This window comes from Bacteroidota bacterium (assembly GCA_016722375.1).
GTDB lineage: Bacteria > Bacteroidota > Bacteroidia > Chitinophagales > LD1 > Bog-950.
On record JADKJG010000006.1, the window covers coordinates 75,223 to 92,212 of the forward strand.

15 protein-coding genes and 1 pseudogene are annotated in these 16,990 nt (G+C 42.8%); 8 read left to right on the forward strand and 8 right to left on the reverse strand.

From position 1 onward, the window contains the following. Positions 1-9: 9 nt before the first annotated feature. Positions 10-786: a 16S rRNA (adenine(1518)-N(6)/adenine(1519)-N(6))-dimethyltransferase RsmA gene (gene rsmA, locus IPP77_09460; protein MBL0309881.1), complete on the reverse strand. Its 777-nt coding sequence runs from the start codon at positions 784-786 to the stop codon at positions 10-12. Between the two features lie 113 nt (positions 787-899). On the opposite strand from rsmA, the gene IPP77_09465 reads away from it, so the two are divergent. Together IPP77_09465 and pdxA are read left to right on the forward strand one after the other, a co-directional pair. Then, on the forward strand, positions 900-2,279 hold the full coding sequence (locus IPP77_09465; protein MBL0309882.1) for a leucyl aminopeptidase: 1,380 nt from the start codon (positions 900-902) through the stop codon (positions 2,277-2,279). 65 nt (positions 2,280-2,344) lie between these two features. After that, the gene (gene pdxA / locus IPP77_09470; GenBank protein ID MBL0309883.1) at positions 2,345-3,397 is read left to right on the forward strand and encodes a 4-hydroxythreonine-4-phosphate dehydrogenase PdxA; all 1,053 of its coding nucleotides are present in this window, start codon (positions 2,345-2,347) and stop codon (positions 3,395-3,397) included. A 99-nt stretch (positions 3,398-3,496) separates the two neighbouring features. Here pdxA and IPP77_09475 read toward each other — a convergent pair whose 3' ends face one another. Further along, complete coding sequence (locus IPP77_09475; GenBank protein MBL0309884.1) at positions 3,497-3,949, reverse strand: Hsp20/alpha crystallin family protein; 453 nt, start codon at positions 3,947-3,949, stop codon at positions 3,497-3,499. A gap of 609 nt (positions 3,950-4,558) precedes the next feature. Between IPP77_09475 and IPP77_09480 the strand changes: the two genes are divergently transcribed. The 6 genes and pseudogenes from IPP77_09480 (at position 4,559) to IPP77_09505 (ending at position 12,486) form a co-directional block, all read left to right on the forward strand. Further along, a complete protein-coding gene (locus IPP77_09480) occupies positions 4,559-7,003 on the forward strand; it encodes an enoyl-CoA hydratase/isomerase family protein (protein MBL0309885.1) in 2,445 nt (814 codons plus the stop codon). A 10-nt stretch (positions 7,004-7,013) separates the two neighbouring features. Next, a complete protein-coding gene (locus IPP77_09485) occupies positions 7,014-7,208 on the forward strand; it encodes a hypothetical protein (GenBank protein ID MBL0309886.1) in 195 nt (64 codons plus the stop codon). Positions 7,209-7,239: 31 nt separating this feature from the next. Further along, complete coding sequence (locus IPP77_09490; GenBank protein ID MBL0309887.1) at positions 7,240-8,415, forward strand: acetyl-CoA C-acyltransferase; 1,176 nt, start codon at positions 7,240-7,242, stop codon at positions 8,413-8,415. Between the two features lie 39 nt (positions 8,416-8,454). Continuing rightward, positions 8,455-8,697, forward strand: coding sequence for a four helix bundle protein (locus IPP77_09495; GenBank protein ID MBL0309888.1), 243 nt, complete (start codon positions 8,455-8,457; stop codon positions 8,695-8,697). A 98-nt stretch (positions 8,698-8,795) separates the two neighbouring features. Further along, positions 8,796-10,588: pseudogene (locus IPP77_09500) on the forward strand (acyl-CoA dehydrogenase family protein). A 116-nt stretch (positions 10,589-10,704) separates the two neighbouring features. Continuing rightward, a complete protein-coding gene (locus IPP77_09505) occupies positions 10,705-12,486 on the forward strand; it encodes an acyl-CoA dehydrogenase family protein (protein MBL0309889.1) in 1,782 nt (593 codons plus the stop codon). Positions 12,487-13,080: 594 nt separating this feature from the next. Here IPP77_09505 and IPP77_09510 read toward each other — a convergent pair. From IPP77_09510 to IPP77_09535, 6 genes are all read right to left on the reverse strand, one after another. Next, positions 13,081-14,058: a virulence protein RhuM/Fic/DOC family protein gene (locus tag IPP77_09510; GenBank protein MBL0309890.1), complete on the reverse strand. Its 978-nt coding sequence runs from the start codon at positions 14,056-14,058 to the stop codon at positions 13,081-13,083. Between the two features lie 116 nt (positions 14,059-14,174). Then, entirely contained in the window at positions 14,175-14,384 is a 210-nt protein-coding gene (locus tag IPP77_09515; GenBank protein MBL0309891.1) for a T9SS type A sorting domain-containing protein, read from the reverse strand. Between the two features lie 2 nt (positions 14,385-14,386). Beyond that, positions 14,387-14,764, reverse strand: coding sequence for a hypothetical protein (locus IPP77_09520; protein ID MBL0309892.1), 378 nt, complete (start codon positions 14,762-14,764; stop codon positions 14,387-14,389). Positions 14,765-14,814: 50 nt separating this feature from the next. Continuing rightward, complete coding sequence (locus IPP77_09525) at positions 14,815-15,762, reverse strand: hypothetical protein (protein ID MBL0309893.1); 948 nt, start codon at positions 15,760-15,762, stop codon at positions 14,815-14,817. Next, positions 15,759-16,175: a T9SS type A sorting domain-containing protein gene (locus IPP77_09530; GenBank protein ID MBL0309894.1), complete on the reverse strand. Its 417-nt coding sequence runs from the start codon at positions 16,173-16,175 to the stop codon at positions 15,759-15,761. Before IPP77_09530 ends, IPP77_09525 begins: the two co-directional genes overlap by 4 nt. Positions 16,176-16,385: 210 nt before the next feature. Continuing rightward, on the reverse strand, positions 16,386-16,871 hold the full coding sequence (locus IPP77_09535; GenBank protein MBL0309895.1) for a hypothetical protein: 486 nt from the start codon (positions 16,869-16,871) through the stop codon (positions 16,386-16,388). Between the last annotated feature and the right edge of the window lie 119 nt (positions 16,872-16,990).

Genomic DNA, 16,990 nt, shown 5'->3' on the forward strand with positions numbered 1-16,990 from the left:
CTTCCAGAGTTAGGTCGTTGATTGTATCAAGTTGGTCAATCCCACAAATTGTTTCACAGATAATTGCTCTGGGCGCAGGTTGAAAACTTCATCAGTAAAAAGGCTCTTATCAGTCACCATTCCTTTCAGGCTGTTGCGCATTGTTTTTCTTCTTTGATTGAAGGCTGTCTTCACCACCATTTTAAAAAGCTGTTCATCGCAAGCCAGTTGGGTGTTTGCCTTTCGTTTGATTTGAATGACCCCACTCATTACCTTCGGTGGTGGATCAAAACATTCGGGCAAAACGTCGAAGAGGTAGCTGCAGTCATAATAAGCCTGCGTCAACACGCTGATTACTCCATAATCCTTCGAGCCGGGTGGCGCGGCAATGCGCAGCGCTACCTCCTTTTGAAACATCCCGGTCATAGCCTCTACCTGCTCTTTGTAGTCTATCATACGGAATACAATTTGCGATGAGATATTGTATGGAAAGTTGCCAACGATATGCGAGGGGTTTTTTAGGAAACTCAAATCTGCCTGCATAAAATCCTGATGAATGATTTTCCCTCTGAGTAGGGGATAAGCGCGCTCTAAAAAATCAACCCATCGGTCATCTAATTCAATGACATAGAAATTATCCGGTTTCGATTCCAGCAAGAGCTTTGTCAGTGCTCCTTTGCCCGGACCTATCTCTACCACAGTTTCGTATTTCTTAAAATCACCGATAGCTGTTGCTATTTTCTGAAGGATATTTTCATCCTTTAGAAAATGTTGTCCTAATGATTTTTTGAGATAAGAATGTGACATGCGGTGCTAAATTAAGATTAGGTCAATATGTTTATTTTAGCCGCCCTTAAACTCCAGCTATGAACCTTCAACTTGTAATTTGCAAAGATTATCAAAAATTCGACCATCAAATCATGTTGATAGATGGAAATGTAAAGATTTCTTCTTTGGGGCTGTCGGCTATTGATGCCAAGACCGCCGAAACATTTTTCACTCAAAAGGTAGGAAATATATTCCAAAGACAAGCCGAAGGGAAAAGTCTGAGTATTGTTAAAGCCGATACCACCAAAACAGATTTCAAAGTATCAGAGGAAGTAAGAAAGGCCGCCAACAGCATCAATAAGAATCTGAACGGGGTCAAGGCAAAAGAGGCCTCATTTTACAATGCCACAAAGAAACCTGAGTTGACGGCTGCTTTTGCCGAAGGGATGGCTTTGAGTAACTATGAGTTTTTGAAATACAAGACCAAGGATAAAAACGAAAAAACACTGGCATCACTTCAGGTAGATGCCAGATCGTCCGATAAGAAAACATTGGAAGAGATCAGTAAAATATCGGTGGCTAATTTTTTCTCTCGTGATTTGATTAACGAACCACTCTCTTATCTCACCGCTGCGAAACTCAGTGAGGAAATTAAAAAGGCAGGAAAGCAATATGGATTTTCTGTCGAGGTGTTTGATAAAAAGAAAATCCAATCGTTGAAAATGGGTGGCTTGCTTGCCGTCAATAAAGGAAGTGTGGATCCGCCCACCTTCACCATTTTAGAATACAAACCTGCGAAGAAAAATAATAAGAAACCCATTGTGTTGGTAGGCAAAGGGGTGGTGTACGATACCGGAGGCTTAAGCCTGAAACCCACGCCCAACTCTATGGACATGATGAAGTGTGATATGAGCGGAGGCGCAGCAGTAGCAGGTATTTTTATTGCAGTGGCACAATTGAAATTACCGATTCATCTAGTCGGATTAATACCGGCAACGGATAATCGCCCCGGAGGAAATGCTTATGTGCCCGGCGATGTAGTCACGATGATGAGCGGGCTGAATGTTGAAATGCTCAATGCGGATGCGGAGGGCAGAATGATTCTGGCAGATGCCTTGCATTATGCAAAAAAATATAAACCGGAATTGGTTTTTGATTTTGCTACGCTCACCGGTGCGGCCAAAGCAGCAACCGGTGGTGTAGGAACGCCTTTTATGGGTACTGCTTCGGACAATGTGAAAAAGAAATTGGTTCACAGTGGAGAGCAAACCTACGAGCGGCTCATAGAGTTTCCACTTTGGGACGAATATGGGGAGATGATTAAAAGTGATGTGGCGGATATAAAAAACATTGGCGGCTCAGAAGCGGGAGCCATCACTGCAGGAAAATTTCTGGAGCATTTTACAGATTATCCTTGGTTGCATTTTGACATTGCAGGCACCGCCTATCTGATGCAGGAAAGCAGCTATCGGGGGAAATACGGAACCGGTGTAGGTGTTCGGCTGATTACAGACTTTTTGAAAAATTATTAGAAAACAAAGGTTTGTAAAGGGGCACTTCAGCCAACCGCGAACTGCTAACTAAATACCCTTTGAGCATGGAACAGCACAGATATAAAATAGGAATCTCCCTCGGTGATTATAATGGTGTTGGGCCGGAAGTAATTATTAAAACACTGGAGGACGAAAGAATTTACAAATTCTGTACCGTGGTGGTTTATGGGCAAAAGAGCATCATTTCCCATTACGCGAAGCATTTCAAAATTCCAAACTTTAATATCCAGGAAGTAAAGGATGTCGAGAACCTGAATCCTAAACTTCCAAATATTATCAACTGTTGGAGTGAAGCCGTAGAAATTATCCCCGGGCAGTTGACCTCTGAAGGAGGGTCTCGGGCGCTGATTTGTCTGAATGCAGGTATCAAAGATTTGACCGAAAAGAAAATTGATGTACTGGTGACCGGTCCGGTGAATAAAAGCTCGATTAGTCAGCATCAACCGGAATTTAAAGGACAGACGGAATATATTTCGCAGGCGGCGGGTAATGAAAACTCTATGATGTTGCTGGTGGATGCAGGGCTTCGGGTAGGGCTGGTGACGAATCATATTTCGCTGAAAGAGGTAACCGCTAAGTTGGATGTCAACCTGATTTTCAACAAACTTGAAATTCTTAATCAAACATTAAAGCAAGATTTTCTGATTCATAAACCACGGATTGCTGTGCTGGGTTTAAATCCTCATGCAGGCGACAATTCACTGTTGGGAAAAGAAGAAAAAGACATCATTGCCCCTGCGGTGAACCGGGCCAAGGAAAAAGGCATGTATGTAATGGGTCCTTATTCCGCCGATGGATTCTTCGGTGCCCACCACTATCGGCAGTTTGACGCCGTACTGGCTATGTATCACGATCAGGGATTGGTTCCCTTCAAAACACTTTCATTCGGAAGCGGCGTGAACTACACCGCCGGATTGAATATTGTCCGCACCTCTCCCGACCACGGAACTGGGTTCGACATTGCAGGAAAAAATTTGGCCTCCCCCGATTCGCTTCGCAATGCAATCTTCACTGGTCTTGATATTGTGAAGAACCGGAAAATCTATGCGGAGATGACTGCCAACCCGGTAGAGCGGGTGCGTGTAGAAAGCGAATAAGTGCAGATTGCTGAAGGCCACCATCGTGTGTGCTGGTCAGGTTGAAATAAAAAAAGCCCCCGGCTTTCACCGGAGGCCCACCAATCCACCCCAAACTCATCAGGAGATTTTCACATCAATAGTCCCTTTCGATTTAGCTTCTTCCATTTTGGGAAGCGAAACTTTCAGGATCCCATTTTCATAGTTAGCTGCAATTTTATCGGCCACAATAGTTTTAGGCAAAGTAAAACTGCGGACGAACGAAGAATGAACAAACTCCTTTCTTGTAAACTTTTCTCCTTCTTCCAACTTATCTTCTTTCGCCTCGGCAGAAATAGTCAGGACACTGTCCTCTATCTTCACGTTGAAGCTGTCCTTGGCAAAGCCCGGAGCCGCCACCTCGATATGATAGGCATCCTTCACGTCTTTAATATTGACCGAAGTCAGCGAATTTCTCATCCACTCGTTGTTTAAAAATGTTGGGAAATCGTTTTGAAATAAATTTTCGATGAGGTTGGAGAATCCCGGAACTGCCACCCTGCCACCGTTCGATCTTAATGCAATCTTTGTCATAGCTTTTGTATTTTGTTTGTTTAAAAATGATTTGAGCATATCCTATCAAACAAAATACCAAGTCATTTAATCGGACTTTTTGTCGCGCAAATGCTTATTTATAGTGACAAAATTTCCGATTTGATATGGATAACAGGTCAAACTAATCAATATCGTTGCTGTTTATGCTAGTTTCGGAACGAACCTCGTTAGTTCTGTTCCTGATTTAATGATAATCGCACTGAAACTAATGAGTTTCGTTCCTGTTCTATTGACAATCGAAACGGAACTAGTTAGTTCCGATACTGAACTGACATAGATCGCTCCGAAACTCGATAGCTTCGTTGCTGTTTTGTGTAGTTTCAGTCCAGAAATGATGAAATCGGGATTGTTTGTGCCCCAGCAAGGTATCCTATTTCGGTACCCCGCCAGCTAAGGCGCCTCGCTGGATTAAGTTTGCAAATAATCCACGCTCATTTGCTCGGCATCTCCCTATCCAAAACTACACACATCTTCTCCTCATGTTAGTATCGGTTTTAGTGAAAAAACCATAGTTTGGCTGGGAGTTTTATTTTTGTTGGAAATTGTAAAAACTATAATAATTTAGGACGATAAACGTCTAATAGAGATATGGAAAGTGCAGCTACAGAGAAAAAGGAGGTCAGTGTCATCACGGCCAAATCAAGAAAGATTAAAACCGTTGCCGTTTTAGGAGCCGGTGTGATGGGTTCGCGCATAGCCCTACATTTTGCAAATATTGGTTTGAAAGTTTTTTTGCTTGACATTGTCACTCCAAAGTTGAGTGAAGAAGATGCGAAAAAACCAGCCCTGCGAAATAAAAAGGTAAATGATGAGTTGTTGTTTGCTATTAAGAGTAATCCATCTCCGGTATATGACAAAGCATTTGCTTCGCGAATTACCACCGGTAATCTTGACGACAATCTTTCCTGGATAAAAAATGCAGATTGGGTGATTGAAGTGGTCGTCGAAAATCTCGACATCAAAAAGTCATTGTTTGAAAAAGTAGAGCAGCACCGTAAGCCGGGAACGCTCATTACCTCTAATACTTCCGGCATCCCTATTCATCTGATGACCGAAGGAAGAAGCGAAGATTTCAAGGCGCACTTCTGCGGCACTCACTTTTTCAATCCTCCGCGTTATCTGCGTTTGCTCGAGATCATTCCCACCAAAGAAACGCACTGCGAGGTGATTGATTTTCTGATGCACTATGGCGATTTGTTTTTGGGAAAGCAAACTGTTTTGTGTAAAGACACTCCGGCTTTCATCGCCAACCGGGTGGGTGTGTTCAGCATCTGCACGATTTTCAAATTGCAGCAGGAAATGGATTTGACCATTGATGAAATTGATGCACTGACCGGAACTTTTATTGGCAAACCAAAATCAGCTACGTTTAGAACGACTGACGTAGTGGGGTTGGATACGATGATAAAAGTAGCGAAAGGGGCTTATGATAATTTGCCCAATGATGAGCGACGGGATATTTTCAAAGTGCCAGACTTCATCAATAAGATGGTGGAGAACAATTGGATTGGCGACAAATCGGGTCAAGGATTCTTTAAGAAAATAAAAGATGCCTCCGGAAAAAAATCGTTCAGTACACTCAATGTGAAAACACTGGAGTACGAACCTTCAAATCGCAAACCAAATCTTCCGGTGTTGGCTGCTGGAAAACTGATAGATAATCTGAAAGATCGCTTGAAGTTGATTGTGAGAAGTTCAGATAAGGGTGCAAAATTTCTGAACACTCTGACTTTCTATATCAACGAATATGTCAGCAAGCGGATTCCTGAAATTGCTGATGAATTGTATAAGATTGATGATGCTATGCGCGCCGGGTTCGGCTGGTCGCTCGGCCCTTTCGAACAATGGGATGTGGTGGGTGTACCGAAAACTGTAGAGGTGATGAAAGCCGCAGGATTCAATGTAGCGCCTTGGATAGACGAAATGTTGGCTTCGGGTAAAGACACTTTTTATAAAGTAGAAAATGGAATTCGAAAGTTTTATGACGTAGCGAGCAAATCCTATAAATCTATTCCTGGTCGCGACGCATTCATCATTCTTTCCGACATTGCTGCTTCTAACACACCGGTTTGGCAGTCTGCTGCTTGCCGGTTGGATGATCTTGGCGATGGCGTATTGAATCTATCTTGGAACACCAAGATGAATACGTTGGGTGGTGAAGTGATTGAAGGAGTGAACAAGGCTATTGATATAGCAGAAGAAAAAGGATGGAAAGGTTTGGTATTGGGGCATGAAGGAGAAAACTTTAGCGCCGGCGCCAATCTTGCCTTAATCTTTATGATGGCTATTGATCAGGATTATGATGAATTAGATTTTGCTATCCGTGCCTTTCAGAATACCACTATGCGTACTCGCTATTCAGCGATTCCGGTAGTGATTGCGCCGCACCACATGACGCTGGGCGGTGGCTGCGAATTCACCATGCACTGCGATTCAGCGGTAGTATTAGCCGAAACATATATTGGGCTGGTTGAAGTAGGAGTAGGTCTGCTTCCCGGTGGTGGCGGTACGAAGGAAATGGCTCTGCGTGCCAGTGATGCTTATTATAATGGCGATCCGATGATTCCGCAATTAGCAGAGAAATTTCAGGCAATTGCCACAGCCAAAGTAGCGACATCCGGTTTTGAAGCGTTTAATATTGGGGTGTTGGACAAGAAAAAAGATTTAGTGGTTTTGAATCAGGATCGTTTGATTGCTGCTGCAAAAGAAAGAGCTTTGGAATTGTTTGAGCAGGGATATGTGCAGAAAAGTCAAAGAACGGACATCACTGTTTTGGGGAAGACAGGTCTCGGAGCTTTATATGCGGGAATTGCCGCGTTCAACATTGGTGGTTATGCCAGCGAACATGATATGAAGATTGCGAAGAAAATTGCCTACGTGCTTTGCGGTGGTGACCTTTCTTCCATAAGTAAAGTAAGCGAGCAGTATCTGCTTGATTTGGAAAGAGAAGCATTCTTGTCGCTTTGTGCTGAAAAGAAAACTTTAGAAAGAATTCAATCTATATTAACCAGTGGAAAACCTTTAAGAAATTAAAATTCGAACCATGAAAAAATTATCATTCTTTTTCTTGATTGCGTTTGCATCACTTCTTGTTTACTCCTGCGAACCCGCGAAGAAAGGCGGAGGAGATATAGCCCCATCCAATTTCAATGACGGAGCTGTGGAGGGTGCAGATCAGGATCATAGTCAATCTGCTTCTGAAGTAAAAGTAACGGAGCAAGACTCAACTAAGAAGTAATTAGGAAGTAGTACTAAAAAAAATAATCATGATGCAGGAAGCATATATAGTAGCAGGCTCGCGCACCGCAGTGGGCAAAGCCAAGAAAGGCGGATTCCGTTTTACTAATCCGGTGGATTTGGCTTATCATAACATTATGGATTTGCTGAAAAAAATTCCTCAGCTTGACCCCAAGAGAGTAGATGATTTGATTGTGGGCAACGCTGTGCCCGAAGCAGAGCAAGGGTTACAAATGGCGCGATGGATTGCGGTTCGTGCCTTGCCTATAGAAGTCCCGGGAATGACGGTGAATCGTTATTGTGGCTCCGGGCTGGAGACCATTGCTCTGGCAACTGCGAAAATCAGAACCGGTATGGCCGATGTCATCATTGCCGGAGGAACAGAATCTATGTCCCTCGTTCCGACAGTAGGGTATAAGACAGTTCCCGATTATGAGGTCGCAAAGAATAATCCTGAATATTATATCGGGATGGGCTTAACTGCCGAAATGGTTGCCGCAAAATATAGTATCGGACGTGAAGCACAGGATGAATTTTCTTTCAATTCTCACCAGAAAGCGATTGCAGCGATCGAAGGGGGAAAATTCAAGGATGAAATTGTGCCAATAGAAATTGAAGAGATCTATTTTGATTCCGGAAAGAAGAAATCCAGAAAGTTTACCGTAGCAACTGACGAAGGCCCGCGCAAGGATACGACTAAGGAAGTTTTAAGCAAACTGAAGCCGGTATTTAAAGTGGGTGGTTCCGTGACGGCAGGTAACTCATCACAAACATCAGACGGTGCGGCCTTCGTGATTGTCATGAGCGAAAGAGTGATGAAGGAATTGAACCTTCAACCCATAGCCAGACTAATCACTACAGCATCTGTTGGTGTTGATCCTACCATTATGGGGATCGGTCCGGTGGCGGCGGTGCCGAAAGCGTTGAAGCAGGCAGGAATGAAATTGGATGACATTGATTTGATTGAACTGAATGAGGCATTTGCTTCTCAATCACTTGCTGTGATTAAAGAGCTGAACTTAAATACCGATATTCTGAACGTAAATGGTGGTGCCATTGCCTTAGGTCATGCCTTGGGCAGCACCGGTGGCCGGTTGACCGTCCAAATCATTAATGAATTGAGAAGGAGAAATAAAAAATATGGATTGGTGACAGCCTGCATTGACGGCGGACAAGGGATTGCTGGTGTCATAGAGCGTATAAATTAGTATCAAGTAGTTAGTAGTTAGACAAAATACAACCTTCTTATGCATAATTACAAGCAGCTTAAAATTTGGCAGAAGAGGATTGATTTAGTTGTTGCTGTTTCCATATCATCTAATATAGTAGAGGGTGCAGGCAGAAATTCGGCTAAGGAATTTAATCATTTCTTAACCATTGCACATGGTTCCAGTTATGAATTAGAAACCCAAGTTATTTTTTCAGAAAAACTCCGGTTAATAGAAAAAGAGTTAAGCGATGACCTTTGTGCCAAAATTAACGAAGTATAAAAAATGAATTATCACCTTCAGATGAAACTAAAACCCCAATTAGCTTAACCGCCTTCATCTATCTAAATACTATCTACTAACTATTATATACTCTAACTATGCAAGCCACACAGCAAAAATCAACTCTCAAAGGGGGTGAATTCATCATTAAGCCAACTTCATCTAATGATATCTATATCAAAGATGAAATCACGGAGGAGCAAAAGATGTTCGCACAAACCGTTGCCGATTTTATGGATAATCGGATATTGCCCAATCTTCCAAAATTAGACAAGCAGGAGTCAGGTCTGATGCTGGAATTGCTCAAAGAGGCAGCCGAATTGGGTTTTCTATCCGCATCTATCCCTGAAGAGTATGGTGGATTAGGCGTAGATATCATTACGGATAGTATGATTAACGAAGAAATCGGTGCCGGGTATTCATTTTCCGCTGCTTATGCGGCGCACACCGGTATCGGCACGTTACCGGTGATGTATTTTGGCACGGATGAACAGAGAAAAAAATACTTGCCCGGCTTGGGTAATGGTTCTATCAAGGCTGCCTATTGTTTGACCGAACCGGGGCAGGTAGCGATGCGCTTGGAGCCAAAACGAAGGCAGTGCTTTCTGCGGATGGGAAGCACTACATTATGAACGGTCAAAAAATGTGGATTACCAATGCCGGATTTGCTGATGTGTTTACCGTTTTTGCAAAAGTAGATGGAGAAAAATTCACTGCCTTTTTGGTGGATGCAAAATCGGAGGGAATCTCCTTAGGTGCTGAAGAAGAAAAGCTCGGTATCAAAGGATCTTCTACTCGACAAGTATTTTTTACTGATGTAAAGGTTCCGGTTGAAAATGTGTTGGGAGAAATTGGTAAAGGGCACAAGATTGCTTTCAGCGCCTTGAATATCGGTCGGTATAAGCTCGGTGTTTTGAACTTAGGCGGATCGAAAGAAGCTTGTACCATCTCTATAAAATATGCAAACGAAAGAATTCAGTTCGGCGTTCCGATTGCTTCGTTTGGGGCAATACGTTTCAAATTGGCAGAGATGGCGGTTAAAATATTTGCTGCCGAATCAGCTACTTATCGCATTGCTGGTTTGCTGAACGATATGGCTCTGGACTTAGTGTCTAAAGGCACGGATAAAATCCAAGCCAAAATGAAAGTGGCAGAAGAGTATTCCATCGAGTGCGCCATGCTCAAAGTGTTTAATTCGGAAATGATTGATTACATAGTGGATGAAACCGTTCAAATATTTGGAGGAAGCGGATTCAGTGAAGAGTACCCTGCTGCCCGTGCCTATCGCGATGCACGCATCAGCCGTATATTTGAAGGGACCAACGAAATCAACCGTCTGCTTTCTGTGGGCATGATGGTGAAAAAAGCTTTGAAAGGTGAACTGGATTTAGTCGGTCCGGCTTGGGAAGTTCAAAAAGAATTGATGAGCGTTCCAGATTTTGGCAGTGGTGACTCGGAAGACTTTTTTGCTTCTGAAAAGCGCGCCGTACAAAATGCCAAGAAAGCTATCCTGATGACTGCCGGAGCGGCGGTGCAAAAGTTTATGCAAGACTTAGAAAAGGAACAAGAAATCATCATGGATATTTCGGATATGCTGATTCAATTGTTTTATTGTGAGTCGGTATTGCTGCGAGTAGAAAAATTAGTAGGCATAAAAGGTAAAGATGCCTGCACCCTTGAAATAGACTTGATGAAAACATTTCTTTCTGACTCTCTGGAAAAAATAAATCTCTCCGGCAAACACGCTCTGGTAGCCTTCAACGATGGCGATACACTCAGAATAATGTTGATGGGATTGAAACGTTTTACAAAATATGACGTTTATAATACTACCGCAGCTCGTAGAAGAATTGCCGACAAGCTGACGGCTGAAAATCAATATTGTTTCTAATAATAAGAATGGAACACGGATGAGATGGATTTTGACGGATTAACACAGATAGATTTTATCAGTGTAAATCCACCTTCCCCTGTTTTATCCTTGTACCATAATCAAACAGAGCTATTATGCCATATTTAAAAGGTGGGGAATTTATCATCCACCAATCGCAAGCGGCGGATGTATATATCCCCGAGCAAGCTACCGAAGAGCAGCAAATGATTCGTCAGGCGGCTAAGGACTTTATAAAAAATGAAATAGATCCGGCTTTAGATAGACTGGATGCCCGCGAACCGGGACTCACAGAAAAGAAATTAGAAATTGCCGGACAGTTAGGATTGCTCGGCCTTACCGTACCGGAACAATATGGCGGTTCTGGAGTTCCGTTCATCACTTCCGCCTATATCAGCGAGGTGTTTGGCGGCGCTCATGGATTTTCAGTTTCGTTTGGCGCTCAAACCGGTATCGGTACTTTGCCCATTCTATATTATGGCACAGAAGAGCAGCGTCAAAAATACCTGCCCAAATTAGCTACCGGTGAATTGAAAGCATCTTACTGTTTGACCGAGCCCGGTTCCGGTTCAGATGCCTTGGGTGCTAAAACCAGAGCAGACCTGAGTCCTGATGGAACTCATTACATCCTCAATGGTCAAAAGATATTCATTACTAATGCAGGTTTTGCAGACATCTTCATTGTCTTTGCGCAGGTAGATGGTCTGAAGTTCAGCGCTTTTATTGTCGAAAAGAAATTTGAAGGTGTTAGTTTGGGCGAAGAAGAAAAGAAGATGGGTATCAAAGCCTCTTCTACGCGACAAGTATTTTTTCAGAACGTCAAAGTGCCGAAAGAGAATCTGCTGGGCGAAATTGGAAAAGGACATAAAATTGCTTTTCAAATTTTGAATGTCGGGCGTTTTAAATTGGGCATCGGCACTTTGGGTGGATGTAAACGCGCTATTGATACTACCGTGAAATATGCCAATGAACGACAGCAATTTAAAACACCGATCTCTAATTTTGGAGCGATTAAACATAAACTGGGAGAAATAGCTATTCGCACCTGGACGGCTGAGGCGGCAGCCTTTCGCACAGCCGGGTTGATTGAAGAAAGAGAGAATGAACTCCGCGCATCCGGTGCTTCGATGACCGAGGTGCTAACCGGTGGTGCCGAGGAATATGCTATTGAGTGTGCCTTGTTGAAAGTGCTGGGCAGTGAGGTGCTTGACTTTGTAATTGATGAATGTCTGCAAACTTATGGCGGCTATGGATTCATTGAAGAATATCCGATGGCTCGCGCCTATCGAGATGCTCGGATTAACCGGATTTATGAAGGAACGAACGAAATCAATCGGTTGCTTTCGGTGGATATGCTTTTGAAGCGAGCAGTGAAGGGAAGTTTAGACCTGATGAAACCCGCGATGGCTATCCAAAAGGAGTTGATGAGCGTTCCTGAAATGTCGTCGCCCGATTCGGAGGATATATTTTCAGCAGAAAAGAAAGCATTATTGAATGCCAAGAAAACTTTCATTCTCGTAGCGGGTGGAGCCTTTCAGAAACTCACGGTTCACTTAGCCAAAGAGCAGGAGATTATTATGAATGCCGCTGACGTACTGATTGATATTTATACTATGGAATCGGCCATGCACCGCGCAGAAAAATTGGTGGCGATGAACGGACGCGAAGCATCGCAGATATACATTGACATGGTGCGCTGCTTCTTCTTCGATGCCATGGACCGGATTTACGTCAATGGCAGACGGGCGCTTTCTGCTTTTGCCGAAGGCGACGAACTTCGCATCATGATGATGGGTTTAAAACGATTTACGAAATATGACCTCGTAAACGGCAAACAAATCCGCCGCGATATTGCTGATAAAATGATTGCCGAAAACGGTTATTGTTTTTGGGATTAAGAAGCTGTTTGGATTTGAACAACCGAATTTGTTATGAATCTGATATGTCGCACGGAGGCACGGAGAACACAGAGGTATTTTCTCCGTGATGCTCCGTGACTCTGTGCGATACACTTTTTTTATACAGAAATCCAAACAGCCTCTAAGACACTTCATTAATAGTTTCCGAAATATTCTTAGATGCTGGCGCAGAGCCAAGTTTCGCTGCTGCGCTCCTCTGGGCGACGGCACAGACTATAAGGATTCAAAAACTTATTACCCATTGTCAATTATCATGGCTAAAACCATTTAGTAAGAGCCGGACTTTCACCACGCTGAAGCATGGTGTTATAAACAGCCATTCATGGCGCAGCGTTTGGTGTAGAACTGGTGGTGGTCTTAGCCACAGATTATCGTGTTGCGAACAGTGCCTACGCCATTTAGGGAAACAGCTTTCAGCTATCCTAAAAAATATTCTATCCATCCATCTCATTTGAACCAATCCTTTTTTACCTGCATAATCCTGCGCACTGTTGTAAACGTAATGTTCTGCTTCTTGTTCGCCTTGGCAGGCAGGGGGATAAAAATTATCCACAAGGGCCGGGAAAGGGCTTTTTACCTACTGTCTGCAATCAAAGCAATGATCAACTGTATGATGATTTCCTTATCATCAGGGCTGCTCTGTGCTACCAGAAGTGCGATGGCTGTAAGTCCATTGTCATTGATTTTTAATTCTCCATTGCTCTTGAAGCGATGTTTATTTTTCTCCAAAAACCAAACAAATAAAAAGGCACCAATCCGTTTATTGCCATCATTGAAAGAGTGGTTTTTGATAATGAAGTACAACAAGTGTGCCGCCTGTTCTTCTATGCTCGGATATAGATACTGTCCTCCAAAGGTTTGTACGATATTACCCAGAGAGCTTTTAAACCCTTCATCTTTTTCGTTACCGAATAGAACCGTTGCCTCCTTTTTCGCCATCAACTGTTTTTTCAACTCGGCTACAGCACTTTTGGCTTCCGAATACTCTATTTCATAGGTGATAGTTTCGTTCAACTTGCCGGGTTGCAGTTTTTGGCTGTCATACTGATTGAGTAGCACAAAACTTCTGGTGTAATGGCTCAGGATTTCGAGCAATCCTTTGGCTTCCTGCAATTGCAGCGCTTCGGCTTTGCCTGATTGTTCAATGAGTTGAACCATTTTGCCCAAATCCTCTAGGCGTTTTTTGTTGATGGCGTAACCATTCACCAAATAATCTTTGAGGCGCTGAGTGGCCCATTGACGAAATTGAATCCCTCGCTTGGAATTAACCCGATAACCAACAGATATTACAGCATCAAGATTATAGAATTCAATGTCTCTCTTCACTTCTCTGCCTGCTTCTATTTGAACTATTGCATTTTTTGCAACAGTTCCGGCTTCCTCTAACTCCCCCTCCTTATAGATGTTTTTTAAGTGCCTTGAAATTACAGACTTATCCCGGTCGAATAACAGGGCAATATGGTTAAGGGACAGCCAGACCGTTTCTTCCTCAAATCTCACCTCCACATGTGTTTGATTATCTGGCGTTTCGTATATCTCTATCTGATTCATTTCGTCCTGATTGGAATGGCTGCATATTTAGTGCATTTAATGTTTTGAATTTTATGACCCTTGGCAGGCAGGGAAATAAAAATTATCCACAGAGGCCGAAAAGGAAAAAATTTGGCTTACTGCTTTGCAAACTTGCTGGTTGCAATGATTTGGTTGTTGCGTTTGATATAGGTAATGTAGATGCCCGAAGGATAAGAAGTAACATTTACCCTTTGAAAGCCACTGTACTGCGGCAGTATTTGCCGATGCACTACCTGCCCCAACTCATTCACTATCTCCATTGTTACCTCTCTGCCTTTACTCCAATCCGTAAAGCCATAATCAATAGTTACATCTGTTGTTGCAGGGGTTGGGAAATATTTTCAGTATTCTCTCCCCTTGCTTCTGCTTCTTTCCTTAAACTGGTGATAGTATCACACTCACTTGCCGCCAATTTGCCTAACCGGTAATTAGGAAAACTTGGAACCCCCAAACTTTGGCTTGGTAATCTAAGCCCTCGCTGTACAAAATGGCATGAATCCCCTTTCTTATCCGGTTCATTTATCACATGATAGTAATCTATACTGTTACCACAACTGATATATATCTTACCGTTCGGGGCTATCTGGGCCGTATGAAACAAACTCTGAAAAACCGACCATCGTGGAGTATGAAAACCGTCATAAATGCCTATGGTATCTATGCTGGAAGCAACGTCAGACTCCATAGGTCATATTGATAAAAGGTGCTTGGTAATAGAACATACAGGTAACGTTATTAGGTGAAGTGGAGCTCCTCTTCCTCCCTCAACCTGAGTCCGACAAGATAGGCAAAGGAATGTTTACATGATTGTAACGTACTACTGCACCGGTCGAAATCATAAATATTTATTCCGGTATTATAGCTCACGTAAACATACTTGCTGCCATCTGGTGAGAAGCAAACAGCCCCATAATCATTTTCGTACATTACAGACCCTACACACACGGTATCGGAATATATGTGCGGCCCGGTTTGGTCTATCAATATCCGATAGTAACAATTTGAATTTCTTTTCTGTACTAAAACCCACCAATCTCTGCCGTTGCCGTGCCTTGTGGCGGCTAACTCAGAGCCTAAATTATTGTCAAGTACGGGACCTAAAATATTGTCTATTACAGGCTGATTTTTGTACAACACTTTTCCATGTCCATTATTGGCCGACATGTCAAGATACGTAATCAAAATTTTTGGGGTATAGTATCCGCCGGGAAAAAATACTCGATCATTAAAAGAATGAAGAAGATAAAATCCGTTGGGATTTGCCAAATCCTGAAGGGCCAATATTCCTTGTTCATTCCTATATCCTAACTCCTGCATGACAGGGGACCATACATATTGAAACCAACCTGCATTCAGGCTATCGCTACCCTCAATTGTATCATTCAATGCATTAGCAATGAAAATCCCATTGGTATAAAACAGCAAAACTCCCTCATCGTTAGAGTAACTTGTATTTGTCCTATCGAAACTCATCGAAGAAGAATCGATACTAACTCCGACAGGGTCATAATTAAAATTCAAAACAGTTGTCGCCCAATAAAAACTATCTAAATCGTTATATACCGGATTAGGATATGCGTCATAACCACTTAGCCAAATATAATCATGCTTCTGCGCTTCTGTTTCCCAGAACAAAAAACAAAAGCAAAGGGTAAAGACCGAATACCTTATCGTATTTATCATTTCATAAAGATACTCAGTTTACCGCTATATATTTTCCCATCAGAACCATATAGCCCGATAAAATACATGCCGCTGTTGAATGCTGAAGTATTGATTTTATACCTGCCATTGATTGTACTGATATGATTGTTGAATACTAATTTGCCCACCGCATCCGTTATTTTTAGCTGTAATGGCGACACATCCTTATTCACTTGCAGAAATGCATAGTCCATAGCAGGGTTAGGAAATAGTTTTACCTCCAGTTCTTCTGTAATATCCTTTGCCGTTGTTTTCTTTTCAGGTTCATCCCTTTCTTTCTTCCCACTGTATGTAAGCGTATCGGTTACGCAGATGGCATCATCATCATAAAAAGTATCCACTACCAACGCCAGCATGGCACGCGCACGGAACACCGCCTCACCTCCCCGCATTGGACAGCGTGAAGCTAATTGCTGAAGCCGGGCCAATTGCGTACTGTCAAAAGCGTTATTATCTCTTGCCAGAGTGTTCAGGTAAATGGTATTGACATCCTTATAGCCCCTCGATTAGGCATGGTTGGTGTAATAAGCTTCATTGCTGTCTATGCCGCAAAAATTTCTCCATTACGGGTGCTATCCATTACGTGATTTATGCTGTCATAGCTATCTGTATAAACCCAAATCACCCGAATCAATGAAATAAATTTGGTTGTTCAAAGCAAAGTGATAGTTAGTTGAATCTGGGGCCTCAGGCGTACTTGTATCGCTGATTAAATATGACATCAGAGAATAAAGCAGGTTGTCCATATGCGAGCACCCTTCCGTATAGCCACACCCCCCATATAGCGCCATCATCCTCTGTTGCAATGCTATCTTCTTAAAGCGCCCCGCGGCTAAGCGGGTTCTGGTGCTGGCTCGATTGCATCGCCATCGGCCGCACCTATGCTGTCCCTGAAAAACCATTAGCTGAACCAGTATTACCGAATCCGGCGTCATAGCTTCTCCTATTAACTCTTCCATTTGAGTCAATTTACCAATGTTGGTAGTTTCAATAGTGTTATAAAATTGCCATCCATTCGCAGCGCTGTCAATCAGGCTTGGATTCGCTTTCAGTGATTGATAAACCTGTTTTCTCGCCTGCCATGTCATCTCATCATTGAAGCGGTTGTAACTAACACTATCATCAGTATGTGATTTAATGATGAAAGAATCTATTCTCAGTTCACCGCCGCTGTATACCCCTCAGCTATCACACACTATGTTCTTCC